General features: G+C 31.9%; 11 protein-coding genes. 1 reads left to right on the top strand and 10 read right to left on the bottom strand.

Features of this window, described 5'->3' with window-relative positions; all coding sequences use genetic code 11:
- The first annotated feature begins 215 nt into the window (after positions 1–215).
- Positions 216–1754, top strand: coding sequence for a sodium/proline symporter PutP (putP, locus tag NR218_RS03935; RefSeq protein WP_017175242.1), 1539 nt, complete (start codon positions 216–218; stop codon positions 1752–1754).
- A gap of 59 nt (positions 1755–1813) precedes the next feature.
- Here putP and NR218_RS03930 read toward each other — a convergent pair whose 3' ends face one another.
- From NR218_RS03930 to NR218_RS03885, 10 genes are all read right to left on the bottom strand, one after another.
- Positions 1814–3013 carry a CamS family sex pheromone protein gene (locus NR218_RS03930; protein WP_017175243.1) on the bottom strand — a complete coding sequence of 400 codons (1200 nt, stop codon included), beginning with the start codon at positions 3011–3013 and terminating at the stop codon, positions 1814–1816.
- Between the two features lie 11 nt (positions 3014–3024).
- A complete protein-coding gene (gene ligA / locus NR218_RS03925) occupies positions 3025–5028 on the bottom strand; it encodes an NAD-dependent DNA ligase LigA (RefSeq protein WP_017175244.1) in 2004 nt (667 codons plus the stop codon).
- A gap of 3 nt (positions 5029–5031) precedes the next feature.
- Positions 5032–7224 (bottom strand): DNA helicase PcrA, encoded by a 2193-nt coding sequence (pcrA, locus tag NR218_RS03920; protein WP_265883261.1) that lies wholly within the window; start codon positions 7222–7224, stop codon positions 5032–5034.
- Positions 7224–7916 carry a heptaprenylglyceryl phosphate synthase gene (locus NR218_RS03915; RefSeq protein ID WP_017175246.1) on the bottom strand — a complete coding sequence of 231 codons (693 nt, stop codon included), beginning with the start codon at positions 7914–7916 and terminating at the stop codon, positions 7224–7226. Before NR218_RS03915 ends, pcrA begins: the two co-directional genes overlap by 1 nt.
- Positions 7917–8075: 159 nt before the next feature.
- A complete protein-coding gene (locus NR218_RS03910; protein WP_017175247.1) occupies positions 8076–8378 on the bottom strand; it encodes a YerC/YecD family TrpR-related protein in 303 nt (100 codons plus the stop codon).
- A 104-nt stretch (positions 8379–8482) separates the two neighbouring features.
- Positions 8483–9778: an adenylosuccinate lyase gene (gene purB / locus NR218_RS03905; RefSeq protein WP_049379618.1), complete on the bottom strand. Its 1296-nt coding sequence runs from the start codon at positions 9776–9778 to the stop codon at positions 8483–8485.
- Between the two features lie 222 nt (positions 9779–10000).
- The gene (locus NR218_RS03900; RefSeq protein ID WP_002455112.1) at positions 10001–10183 is read right to left on the bottom strand and encodes an NETI motif-containing protein; all 183 of its coding nucleotides are present in this window, start codon (positions 10181–10183) and stop codon (positions 10001–10003) included.
- Entirely contained in the window at positions 10164–10769 is a 606-nt protein-coding gene (locus NR218_RS03895; RefSeq protein ID WP_061544439.1) for a DUF2179 domain-containing protein, read from the bottom strand. The genes NR218_RS03900 and NR218_RS03895 overlap by 20 nt, the downstream gene beginning before the upstream one ends.
- A 110-nt stretch (positions 10770–10879) precedes the next feature.
- Positions 10880–11716 carry an ammonia-dependent NAD(+) synthetase gene (gene nadE, locus NR218_RS03890; protein ID WP_070672036.1) on the bottom strand — a complete coding sequence of 279 codons (837 nt, stop codon included), beginning with the start codon at positions 11714–11716 and terminating at the stop codon, positions 10880–10882.
- A complete protein-coding gene (locus tag NR218_RS03885; protein WP_145429715.1) occupies positions 11709–13178 on the bottom strand; it encodes a nicotinate phosphoribosyltransferase in 1470 nt (489 codons plus the stop codon). The genes nadE and NR218_RS03885 overlap by 8 nt, the downstream gene beginning before the upstream one ends.
- Between the last annotated feature and the right edge of the window lie 57 nt (positions 13179–13235).

The raw sequence follows: 13235 nt of genomic DNA, 5'->3' as shown, positions 1-13235 counted from the left end.
ATAAAATGAATTATTTTTTATCTATACTATAATTCTTGTTAACGCTTATCATTATATTGAAATAAACTGTTATTTATAGATAAAATTTTACTTCTCTAATCTATAAATATCATTGTATAATATTACATGTAACTAATTTAAAAATCGTCATTTCTTTTTTCAGTACAATGTTGTTGAAAAATATAAATTTAAAAGTTTTAAAGGGGGTAATTACAATGTTTGTATTAGGTGCAAATTTAGGTACTCATGCTAACACAAGCTGGCAGACTTATATTATGATTGCAATCTATTTTATTATTCTGCTAGTGATTGGTTACTATGGTTATAAACAGGCAACCGGCAATTTAAGTGAGTATATGTTAGGTGGGAGAAATATAGGCCCATATATTACTGCTTTATCAGCCGGTGCTTCAGATATGAGTGGTTGGATGATTATGGGACTTCCAGGGTCAGTTTATAGCACAGGTTTATCGGCAATATGGATTACGATTGGTTTAACTATTGGTGCCTATGTTAACTATCTAGTTGTTGCACCAAGGCTTAGAGTATATACAGAAGTTGCTGGAGATGCAATTACGCTCCCTGATTTTTTCAAAAATCGTCTTAATGATAAACATAATATCATTAAAATTATTTCTGGTCTTATTATTGTTATTTTTTTCACTTTATATACGCACTCTGGCTTCGTTTCTGGAGGTAAATTATTCGAAAGCGCATTTGGATTAAATTATCATTGGGGACTTATTTCAGTCGCAATTATTGTCATTTTATATACCTTTTTCGGAGGATATTTAGCTGTTTCTATTACTGACTTTTTCCAAGGGGTTATCATGCTTATCGCAATGGTAATGGTACCAATAGTTGCTTTGATACAACTTAGTGGATGGGATACATTCCATCAAGTAGCTGAAATGAAACCAACTAATATGGATTTATTTAGAGGCACTACTTTTTTAGGTATGATTTCATTATTTGCATGGGGATTAGGTTATTTTGGTCAGCCTCATATTATTGTACGATTTATGTCTATTAAATCTCACAAACTTTTACCTAAAGCACGACGCTTAGGAATAAGTTGGATGATTGTAGGTTTACTTGGAGCTGTGGGTGTAGGGTTAACTGGAATTGCTTTTATTTCGAAAAATCATATTAAAATGGACGATCCAGAAACATTATTTATTATAATGAGCCAAGTTCTTTTCCATCCTTTAGTAGGTGGATTCTTACTTGCTGCCATTCTAGCTGCTATTATGAGTACAATTTCTTCACAATTATTAGTGACTTCAAGCTCACTTACAGAAGATTTCTATAAGCTCATTCGCGGTGAAGAACATGCTCAGTCACATCAAAAAGAATTTGTACTTGTAGGCAGATTATCTGTGTTAGCTGTGGCCATTGTAGCTCTTGCTATTGCTTGGTCTCCTAATGACACTATATTAAACCTAGTCGGAAATGCTTGGGCTGGTTTTGGTGCAGCGTTTAGTCCACTTGTTCTTTTTTCTTTATATTGGAAAAAACTAACACGTGCGGGTGCGATAAGTGGTATGATTGCTGGAGCTCTCGTAGTCATTATTTGGATTGTCTGGGTTAAACCACTTGCTAATATTAATGAACTATTTGGTATGTATGAAATTATACCTGGTTTTATTAGTAGTGTAATCGTTACATACCTTGTTAGCATCTTCACCTATAAATCAAACTATTCTATTGAACAACAGTTAAATCAAGTTAAAACCATTGTTCGCGAAAAATAAATTAATTTATTGAATATCAAAAAGAGGCTGTGACACGACGTGTCACAACCTCTTTTTGATTAATTACTATAAATATGGACTTGTGGGTCTTTGTCATCTTTTGTTTTACTAATAAGTGCTCTTGAATTGTTACCATCTTTTATACGAATTTCGTAACTATCTATATTATCAAAATATTTCTTAGCTTGTTCTGTTACATATTGTGTAATTCCTATTGTTTCAGCTTGACCATAGTAATCGATTGGCAAATCAATCACTAGTTTATTAGGTTTCTTATCTACAAATTTCACTTTTCCAATTGCTTGAGTAAAATTAGAGAAATAAGATTGAAGATCATCATTAAATTGCTTAAAATTATTATTTAGATTTTTGTCATATTTTTCTGCTTCTGTTGAAGGTAAAAGTGCTGAAATCTCATCAATTTTATTCCATTTATTAATTTTAGTTTGTTTGTCATCAACAGTAGTATTAGCAATAAAGTGTCCTGGCGTAATTGCATCTTGACTCGATTGAACATATATTGCAAAGTGAATTGGAATATTTTTCAAATCTTTATTTGCTCTAAGGCGTGTAAGTAACTCTTGAGCCATTGCTTTACCTTGTTTTTCAATTTCTTTATTATCTAGCGATTTGCTATATGTTTCTCCATCTTTTTCTTTTTGATAATAATAGACACTATTCATAGCAAGACCAATTGTTATGCCTTTAATTGTTTTTCCTTTTGTATCATTTGTATCATAAAAATCTTGTTCTAAGATATTAGATAAATAAGCAGGAGAACTTTCTGCTATTTTTTCTGGTTTAGTTTCTCCATCATGTGATGGATTAAGACCTAAATTTTCAGTAGCTTTTTTTGATTCCTTTTCACTTTCACTCATATTATCAATTTCGTCTTTAGAATACTTGGGATTTAAATATGCGTTAACTGTATTTTTGTCTAAATACTGCCCATCTTGATATAAAAAATTATCAGTTGGAAATACAGACTTACTTAGATGTAATAAACCATTTTCGAAATCTTCACCGTTATAGCTATTAGCCATATTATCTTGTAATACTCCACGAGCTTGGCTTTCTTTAAATGGTAAGATTGTACGATAATTATCTCCTTGAACTTCTTGATCAGTGGCAACTGTTTTTACATTATTTGAATTTTGTTCTTGTTGCTTATTATTTGACTGACTATTTTTATCATTCCCATTGCCACACGCTGTCAATATCATAAGCGACGTTATAACTAATAATAATAACCGCTTCATTACGTTCTCCTCTATTCTGATATTTCATTTTGTTTTTCAATAAATTGTGATTCGGACCATATTTCTGTACCAAATTGTTCAGCTTTAGACAATTTTGAGCCAGCATCTTCACCAGCTATTACTAAATCTGTACTTTTAGTTACACTACTTGTTACTTTAGCACCTTGCATTTCTAACCATGTTGTTGCTTCTTTACGTGTCATTTGTTGTAATTTTCCAGTAAGAACAATAGTCTTATTTTGAAATTCTGGATGTCCTTCAATTTCAGAGGATTTAACACCTTTATATGTCATGTTGACATTTTTATCTTTTAATTTTTCAATAAGTGCTTTAATATCCTCATTATCTAGATACGTTACTACAGATTGTGCTAATTTATCTCCAATATCATGAATCGCTATCAGTTCTTCTTCTGTTACTTTAAGTAAACGATCCATGGTTTCAAATTTCTCTGCTAAAATTTGACTTGCTTTGGCGCCAAGATGTCGTATACCTAAACCAAATAATAAATGTTCTAAAGAATTTTGTTTTGCATGTTCAATAGCGCTTAATAAGTTTTCTACTTTTTTTGTACCCATTCGTTCTAAAGGCAATAAATCTTCTTTAGTTAAATAGAAAATATCACCTACATCTTTAATAAGTTGATGATGATACAGTTGCTGAATAATTTTATTTCCTAGTCCGTCTATATTCATCGCTTGTCGAGAAACAAAATGAATCAATCCTTCCACAAGTTGAGCTTGGCATTTTGGATTGATACATCTAAGCGCAACCTCTCCTTCAATACGCACTAATTCATGACCACAACTTGGACAATGCGTTGGCATACGGTATGGTTTTGCATCATTTGGACGACGGTCAATAATACTTCTTACGACTTCAGGAATAATATCTCCAGCTTTTTTCACTATAACGCTATCACCGATTCTAATATCACGTTCTTTAATTAAATCTTCATTATGAAGCGATGCTCTTGAAACTGTAGTACCCGCAACACGAATAGGTTCTAAAATGGCTGTCGGTGTAACGACGCCAGTACGTCCTATACTTAATTCAATATCTTTAAGTTCTGTGACAACTTCTTCGGCTGGAAACTTATAAGCTATTGCCCAACGTGGAGATTTTTGAGTAAATCCCATTTCGTCTTGTTGATCAAGATCATTCACTTTAATAACAATTCCATCAATATCATAAGATAACTGTTCACGTTGTTTAGTCCACTTTTTAATATATTCTAGTACACCCTCTATATCTTCTACGCGTGCACGTTCATGATTAGTTTTAAAACCTAAACGATCTAATTCATCTAATGCATCACTTTGAGTAGTAGCGTTAAAATCTGTAAAATCATTTACACTATATAAAAAGACACTTAGTTTACGTTTAGCAGCTAATTTAGGATCTAATTGTCTTAAAGAACCTGCTGCTGCATTACGTGGATTAGCAAATGGTTGTTCTTCATTTTTTTCTCTCTCATCATTCAATCTCATAAAGGAACGACGTGGCATATATGCTTCTCCACGAACTTCGACATTTAAAGGTTCTTTAATTTTAAGAGGAATCGCATGAATAGTACGTAGATTTTCTGTAATATCTTCTCCTGTGGTACCATCTCCTCGCGTTAATCCCTGCACAAATCGTCCATCTTCATACTTTAAAGAAACTGCTAAACCATCAATTTTTAGCTCACACATATATTCCACTTTACCAATATGTTCTCGAATACGTTCATCAAAACGTCTTAGTTCTTCTTCATTAAAAGCATTACCTAAACTAAGCATAGGTGTTTCGTGATTTACTTTTTCAAATGATGATTGAGCTTCTCCACCAACCCTAACTGTTGGAGAATCGTCAGTTTTTAGTTCAGGATGTGCATTTTCAATGTCAATTAATTCACGTAATAATTTGTCATATTCACTATCAGGTACAGAAGGATTATCTTTTATATAATATTCGTAACTATATTGATTTAATAAATCATGCAGTTCATTGACACGATTTTGAATGTTATCCATTTACTAATCCTCCTTTTTTTCGATAGGCGCAAATTGAGCTAATAAACTCTTAGGACCTTCAGATTTAAATATAATATCTAATTCAACAGAGCCATTTTTTTCACTTACATTACTCACCATACCTTCGCCCCATGATTTATGTGTCACTTTATCTCCTACCTTCCAATCTGAAGCAGATACTTGTTTTTTAGTAGAAGTCGTACGTTTACTAAAACCACGTTTTGACGATGTAGTTGACTTAGAAGTGATTGTTTGTCGTTTTGATTTTGCTGGTGTTTCTAATAATTCTTCAGGAATTTCTTTTAAGAAGCGTGATGGTAGATTTGCTTGTGAACGTCCAAATAACATACGAGAAGTTGCATGTGTAATATATAACACTTCTTCTGCACGTGTGATGGCTACATAACAAATTCGTCTTTCTTCTTCCATCTCATGTTCGTCATCACTTTTAATTGCTCTAATATGAGGGAAAAGTGATTCTTCCATACCCATTAAGAATACAATTGGGAACTCTAATCCCTTTGCAGAATGCATGGTCATTAACGTTACACCACTATCAATTTGTGCTTCATCAATATCTGCGACAAGTGATAAATCAGTTAAAAAGTTAATCAATGATTGTTCTTCTAAAGGTGTATCTTTTTCATAGTCTTTAGGTACAGACATAAATTCATCAATATTTTCAAGACGACTACGTGATTCAATTGTTTGTTCATGTTCTAACATTTGACGATATCCTGATTTTTCAAGTATTTCCTCAACAATCTCACTAATTTCTAAAAATTCTTGTTCTTTAATTAAGTTTTGAACCATTTCATAAAATTGTATACATTCTTGAGTTACTTTTTTAGAGAGCCCTATAAAATCCACTTCTCCTAATGCATCAAACATACTAATATTGTTATCTAGTGCATATCGTTGAATTTTATCAACTGATGATGGTCCTATCCCTCTTTTAGGAACATTAATAATTCTTTGAAGACTAATATCATCATTACTATTTGCCACTATTCTTAAATAACTTAATAGATCTTTGATTTCTTTACGATTATAGAACTTTTGGCCTCCAACCATCGTATAAGGAATATTTGATTTCATAAATGTTTCTTCTAACACACGTGATTGTGCATTTGTTCGATACAAAATTGCCATATCATTATAGTCTTTTCCAGACTTACGATGTTTAATAATTTCACGAACTACATATTCTGCTTCGTCACGTTCAGTCATCGCTTCATAATATTTAATCTTTTCTCCACCATTATTTGCAGTCCATAACCCTTTAGGCTTCCGTTCAGTATTATGTTTAATCACTTCATTTGCAGCTGTTAAAATGGTTTTTGTTGATCGATAATTTTGTTCTAGGAAAATGGTCTTTGCTTCAGGATAGTCTTCCTCGAAAGATAATATATTTTGAATATCTGCACCACGCCATCCATATATTGATTGATCAGAATCACCTACAACACATAAATTTTTAAATTTACTTGCAAGTAATTTAACAAGTGTATATTGTGCTTTATTTGTATCTTGATACTCATCTACATGGATGTATTGAAATTTATTTTGATAGTATTCTAATGCATCTGGTACACGTTCAAATAAACGAATCGTTTTCATGATTAAATCATCAAAATCCAATGCTTCATTTCTAGACAGTTGACGTTGATATCCACTATATACTGTTGCAACCATTTGTGAATGAAAATCATTTGCTTCTTTCATCACATCTTCGGGCGTTTTCAATTCATTTTTTAAATTACTGATGGCACCAATAAACATTCTCGGTTCAAAACGTTTACTATCAATATTTTCATTTTTAAGTACATCTTTAATTACAGATTTTTGATCAGTTGGATCAATAATGGTAAAGTTGCGTTCAATTCCAATACGATCTGCATCTCTTCTTAAAATCTTTACACACATTGAATGGAACGTTGACATCCAAATCACTTGAGCTTCTTCACCAACCAAGTGTTCCACACGCTCTTTCATTTCTTTTGCAGCTTTATTAGTAAAGGTAATAGCTAAAATGTTATACGGAGACACATCTTTTTCATCTAATAAGTAGGCTATGCGATGTGTTAACACCCTTGTTTTACCTGAACCTGCGCCAGCCATGATAAGCAGAGGACCTTCTGTCGTTCTAACTGCTTCACTTTGTTCTTTATTCATATTACTTACTAGAGCATTCATTATTTCGACTCCTTCTTTATTTTTACAGTTTTTAAAGCTTTTTTAATATCTGAGTATATAATATTACCTACAATAATTGTATCGGCATAGTTTTTCATTTCTTTAGCTTCAGTTAAAGAACTAATACCGCCACCATAAAATAATTGTGTATGGGTTAACATTTGGGAAGCGGCTTTTACAATATCTTTATCTCCATATGTACCACTATATTCTAAATACAAAATTGGCAACTTATACATTTCTTCAACGAGTTGAGCATAAGCTTCAATATCTTCAACATCTAACTGAGTATTTGATTGCGTAAGTTTGGCTACTTTACTATCTGGATTAAGAACGACATACCCTTCAAGCATCACTTCTTCAAAATTAATCATATGACCATATTGTTTTAATGCTTTATGAAGCAAACCATTATGATACGTCACATCATTACTATTTAATATTGAAGGTATAAAATAAAAGTCAAAGCCAGGCATTACGCTATCTAAATTTGAAACCTCTAGCACTAAAGGTAATGGATATCTTCTAACTCTACTCATAAGATGAATGACATTATCTTCAGTTACATCGTCTGTCCCACCAATCATGATGGCATCAGTATCTGACATACATAAGGCTTCTAAATTTTCGTCGCTAATCTCTTTGGCAGGATCAAGTTTAAATACATGCTGCCACTTTCTAATGTCATACATTATCCATAACTCCTTCTTTTAACATACACTAAATTATAGCATTTTTACCTTTGCAATTCTAAATCAATACACTAAGTTTATACTAGTATAAATTGTAAAAATTATATTCACAAAAAAGAGACAATTGCTATTTTTAGCTAAGCAATTGTCTCTCTTTATTTATTCTTTTGTTTCAACATTTAATCTATCTAAAATCATTGTATACGCATCATTACCCCATTGCAGTGAGCGTTTAACTCTAGATATCGTAGCTGTTGATGCACCAGATTTCTTTTCTATAGTTGCATAAGTAAAACCTTGCTTTATCATTTTAGCAACTTGAAGTCTTTGAGATAAAGATTGAATTTCATTGACTGTACATAAATCATCAAAGAATTGATAACATTCTTCTCTATCTTTAAGTGTTAAGATAGCATCAAATAATTCATCCAATGCTTCTCCTCTTAATTTTTCAATTTGCATCTCAAGCAACCCCTATTTTCAAATTAAATATAACTATATTTTAACGCATTAATTAATTAAAGTGTAGTTATTTCAATTGAAAATACTAAAACTATATTAGTAAACTATTCTAAATTAGCACGTTTAAAAATGGTATCAACTTGGTTCAAATGATGTTTTGGATCAAAACACTCGTCTAATTCTTCTTTAGATAAAACATTTGTAATGGTTGAATCTTGTTCTATAAGTTCACGGAAAGGTGTTTTAGTTTCCCAAGATTTCATTGCTTTAGGTTGTACTCTATCGTATGCTTCTTCACGAACCATACCTTTATTAATCAATGCAAGTAAAACGCGTTGTGAGAAAATAAGACCAAATGTTTTATTGATATTATTTCTCATATTATCTTCAAATACTGTTAAACGGTCGATAATATTAGTAAATCTGTTTAAAGCATAGTCTAAAGCAATTGTTACATCTGGTAACATAATTCGCTCTGCAGAAGAATGAGAAATGTCTCGTTCATGCCATAATGGGACATTTTCATAAGCAGTCGTAATATAACCACGAATCACTCTTGAAATACCTGTAATATTTTCTGAACCGATTGGATTACGTTTATGCGGCATTGCTGATGATCCTTTTTGACCTTTTGCAAATGCTTCTTCAACTTCTCTCGTTTCAGTTTTTTGTAAATTACGAACTTCTACAGCAAATTTTTCTAATGATGTCGCAATTAACGCTAAAGTTGCAATGTAATAAGCATGACGATCACGTTGAAGTGTTTGAGTTGATACAGGGGCTGTGTCAATTCCGAGATGTTTACAAACGTAACTTTCAATTTCAGGAGGGATATTGGCAAATGTTCCTACTGCACCACTCATTTTCCCAACTTCAATTTCTTTACGTACCTCTTTAAAACGTTTTAAATTACGTTTCATTTCTGTATACCATAATGCCATTTTTACGCCAAAAGTAGTTGGCTCAGCATGAACACCGTGTGTACGACCCATCATTAATGTATATTTGTATTTTTTAGCTTTTTCTTCAAGTACTTTAATAAAGCGTTCAATATCTTTTTCAATAATTTCATTAGCTTGTTTAATTACATAACTTAATGCAGTATCTACAACATCTGTAGAAGTTAATCCATAATGAACCCATTTACGTTCTTCTCCAAGTGTTTCAGATACTTGTCTTGTAAATGCTACTACATCATGACGTGTTTCTTGTTCAATTTCTTTTGCACGATTGACATCAACTTTAGCATTTTCACGAATTTTTTTTACGTCGTCCTTAGGAATATACCCTAATTCGCTCCAGGCTTCACAAGCAAGAATCTCAACTTCTAACCATGCTTCATATCTATTTTGGTCTGTCCAAATACTAGACATTTCTTCTCTTGAATAACGTTCAATCATTATTAAACTCCTATCTTATGTAATTATTTTTATAAAAAGCTGTACATTAAATCGATTTTAAGTAAAATAGTTCGTATTTAACTCTATATTTATAGTTTAACAGATTCTATACTAAAAGTATAAAGATTTTTTATTCTAATTGAATATAGGTTTACGAACTTTATAAAAATATTAAAAGGTCTCTGACTTCTAAATTGTCAAAGACCCATATATGAGCAGTTATTAAATGTCATTTTCTATTTTCTTACCAACAAATTGAATATCTTGTCGTAATATCTTTATATTTCCTTGTTTATCTTCAAAGTAAACAGGTTTTTCAATACGTCTGACTGGCATGTATCCTTCTTTTCTCATACGTGCAATACAATCTGAAATAGTTTCATTTTCATTTACCTTGAACTTCACTATGTTCCACAACACTTTCTATTTCTTCTACTTCATATGCTTTTACTTTCTTAGTTCGAACACCTTTAGTCCAGAATCCACCGTGAATAGCTCTAGGTTCATACGCAATGATAAATGCTTTTTCATCTAAACTACGAACAGTTTCCATTAATTTTCGTTCATAACGTCTAGGTGTTAAAATTTGCATTACCATTCGACTTCCATCTCTACCATGTGCTTCATAGTGAGTAACACCATAACCTAAATTTCGTAACTCTTTAGGTAAATCAAGGTCGTATTCTGCAGATGTTACGTTTACAACTGTATAGCCTAATGCAAGCTTTTCTTCAATTTTCATTCCAACAATGATACCTATTGAGAATCCAAAGGCATATGCAATAATATTTTGAATTTGATCTAAACTAGACATCACTAGCCCTAATCCAACAACATATATTAAAACTTCAAGAAAACTTACTACTGCTGCCATATAACGATATCCTTTTAACGTTAAAATCGTACGCATTGTAAGAAATGTAACATAAAAAACGTTAATGATGAATATCGCTAATACCATTATCCATGGATTTGACGTAATTACTGACATATTATTCCTCATTTCATTTAACTAAAATTCGAAATAATTTTATCAGTCACAAATAATTTTGTCACTAAAAACTAATAGTAATTAAATCATTTAATTATTAGAGTATTCATTTATTCTTTTGTATGTGAATGTTTAGGCCAAGTATAGCGAGTATATGCCAATTCTCTTTTATGTGCATTTTTAACATAATGATTCTCTATCGTTGTTTTTGCATCACTTGGTACTTCTTTGCCCTCTAAGTAGTCATCAATTTGATTATAAGTTACCCCTAATGCTTCCTCATCAGGTAATTGAGGTTTATCATCTTCTAAATCAGCAGTAGGCACTTTTTCATATAAATGTGTTGGCGCTTCTAAATATTCTAAAAGCTGTCTACCTTGGCGTTTATCTAGTCCAAAGATAGGTGCAATGTCAGCAGCACCATCACCATATTTAGTATAAAAACCTGTGATATTTTCAGCTGAATGGTCCGTTCCTAAAACAATACCACTACGATTTGAAGCAATAGAAAATTGTACTTTCATACGCTCTCTTGCTTTTTCATTTCCTCTTTGGAAATCTGTAAGTTCAATACCCGCTTCTTTCAATGATGCTACACTTTGATCTACTGCTGGTTTAATATTAACTGTAATCACTTCATCAGGTTGAATAAAATGAAGTGCATCTTCTACTTCATCAGCATCCTTTTGTTTACCATAGGGAAGTTTAACTGCTATAAATTGGCATTCTCTTCCTTCTTTACGGAGTTCTTCAACTGCTAATTGCGCTAATTTACCAGTAAGTGTAGAATCTTGACCACCAGATATGCCAAGTACTAATGACTCAATAAATGTATGTGATTGAACATAATTTTTAATGAATTGGATAATCTCACGAATTTCTTGTTGACTATCAATATGTTTCTTTACTTTCATTTCTTTTACTACGATATCTTGTAAATTAGTCATTATCTTCCTCCATTTCCTTAACATGTTCTGTCACTTCAAGAATGCGCTTTTGTTTATTATTCCAACAACTTGTGCTTAAATCTACTGGATATTCTTGTGGATTTAAATAACGTTTATTTTCTTCCCACAATTGTGATAATGATTGTTTTAAATAATCTTGAGTTTCTTTTTCACTTGGTAAGTCATAAACTAATTTACCATTTTCGAAAATTGAATGATGTAAATCAATTGCTTCAAAATGCTTAACATGTTTCATTTTATAAGTATGAACTGGATGGAACATCTTTAATGGTTTTTCTTTATTAGGATTTTCATGTTCAAGCGTGATATAGTCACCTTCAGCCTTGCCAGTTTTAGTATTAATAATACGATATACTTTTTTCTTACCAGGCGTAGTAACTTTTTCCGCATTATTTGATAGCTTGATACGATCTACATAGTCACCTTCATTATTTTCAACAGCGACAAGTTTATAAACTGCTCCTAAGGCTGGTTGATCATAACCCGTGATCAATTTAGTCCCTATACCCCAAGAATCTACTTTTGCACCCTGTGCCTTTAAACTGGTAATTGTTTGCTCATCTAAATCATTTGAAGCAATGATTTTTGCGTCTTTAAAGCCTGCATCATCAAGCATACGACGAGCTTTTTTCGATAAATATGCAATGTCACCAGAATCTAATCTTATACCTATAAAATTAATGGAATCTCCTAATTCTTTTGCAACTTTAATTGCAGTTGGTACCCCTGATTTTAAAGTGTGGAACGTATCTACTAAAAACACACAATTTTTATGTCGTTCTGCATAAATCTTAAATGCTTTATACTCATCACCATATGTTTGAACGAGTGCATGAGCATGAGTTCCGGAAACTGGAATACCAAATAATTTGCCTGCTCGGACATTACTTGTTGAATCAAACCCACCAATATATGCTGCACGTGCTCCCCAAACTGCGGCGTCAATTTCTTGTGCACGTCGTGTACCAAATTCCATTAACGTATCTTGTGGTGCAACTTGACGAATTCTACTAGCTTTCGTTGTAATAAGCGTATGAAAATTTACAATATTAAGTAAAATCGTTTCAATAAGTTGAGCTTGAATTAATGGCGCTTCTACTCGTAATAATGGTTCATTCCCAAAACACAATTCCCCTTCTTGCATCGCGCGAATATTCCCTGTAAATTTCAAATTTTTAAGATATTTTAAAAAATCATTTTTATATCCTATTGATTGTAAATATTCGATATCAGAATCACTAAAATGGAAGTTTTCTATAAATTGAATCATCCTTTTTAACCCATTAAAAACAGCATATCCACTTCCAAATGGCATATTTCTGAAATACAAATCAAACACTGCATTTCTTTCATGAATACCGTCATTCCAGTAACTTTCTGCCATATTTATTTGATATAAGTCATTATGTAACATTAAACTATCATCTTCGTAACGATACATCCTCATCTCTCCTAACAACCTTTTTGTATATTTTATCACAATTCAGTAATAGTGAGT

It is taken from the genome of Staphylococcus sp. SUC_1.2 (assembly GCF_026222585.1).
Note: the sequence above shows the minus strand (reverse complement) of the source record. Positions and strands in the feature narration are given on the sequence as shown.

What these genes read in the sequence shown, in the direction of transcription:
- putP (WP_017175242.1), top strand. Translation starts at nt 216, where the DNA reads ATGTTTGTATTAGGTGCAAATTTAGGTACTCATGCTAACACAAGCTGG.
- NR218_RS03930 (WP_017175243.1), bottom strand. Translation starts at nt 3,013, where the DNA reads ATGAAGCGGTTATTATTATTAGTTATAACGTCGCTTATGATATTGACA.
- ligA (WP_017175244.1), bottom strand. Translation starts at nt 5,028, where the DNA reads ATGGATAACATTCAAAATCGTGTCAATGAACTGCATGATTTATTAAAT.
- pcrA (WP_265883261.1), bottom strand. Translation starts at nt 7,224, where the DNA reads ATGAATGCTCTAGTAAGTAATATGAATAAAGAACAAAGTGAAGCAGTT.
- NR218_RS03915 (WP_017175246.1), bottom strand. Translation starts at nt 7,916, where the DNA reads ATGTATGACATTAGAAAGTGGCAGCATGTATTTAAACTTGATCCTGCC.
- NR218_RS03910 (WP_017175247.1), bottom strand. Translation starts at nt 8,378, where the DNA reads ATGCAAATTGAAAAATTAAGAGGAGAAGCATTGGATGAATTATTTGAT.
- purB (WP_049379618.1), bottom strand. Translation starts at nt 9,778, where the DNA reads ATGATTGAACGTTATTCAAGAGAAGAAATGTCTAGTATTTGGACAGAC.
- NR218_RS03895 (WP_061544439.1), bottom strand. Translation starts at nt 10,769, where the DNA reads ATGTCAGTAATTACGTCAAATCCATGGATAATGGTATTAGCGATATTC.
- nadE (WP_070672036.1), bottom strand. Translation starts at nt 11,716, where the DNA reads ATGACTAATTTACAAGATATCGTAGTAAAAGAAATGAAAGTAAAGAAA.
- NR218_RS03885 (WP_145429715.1), bottom strand. Translation starts at nt 13,178, where the DNA reads ATGTATCGTTACGAAGATGATAGTTTAATGTTACATAATGACTTATAT.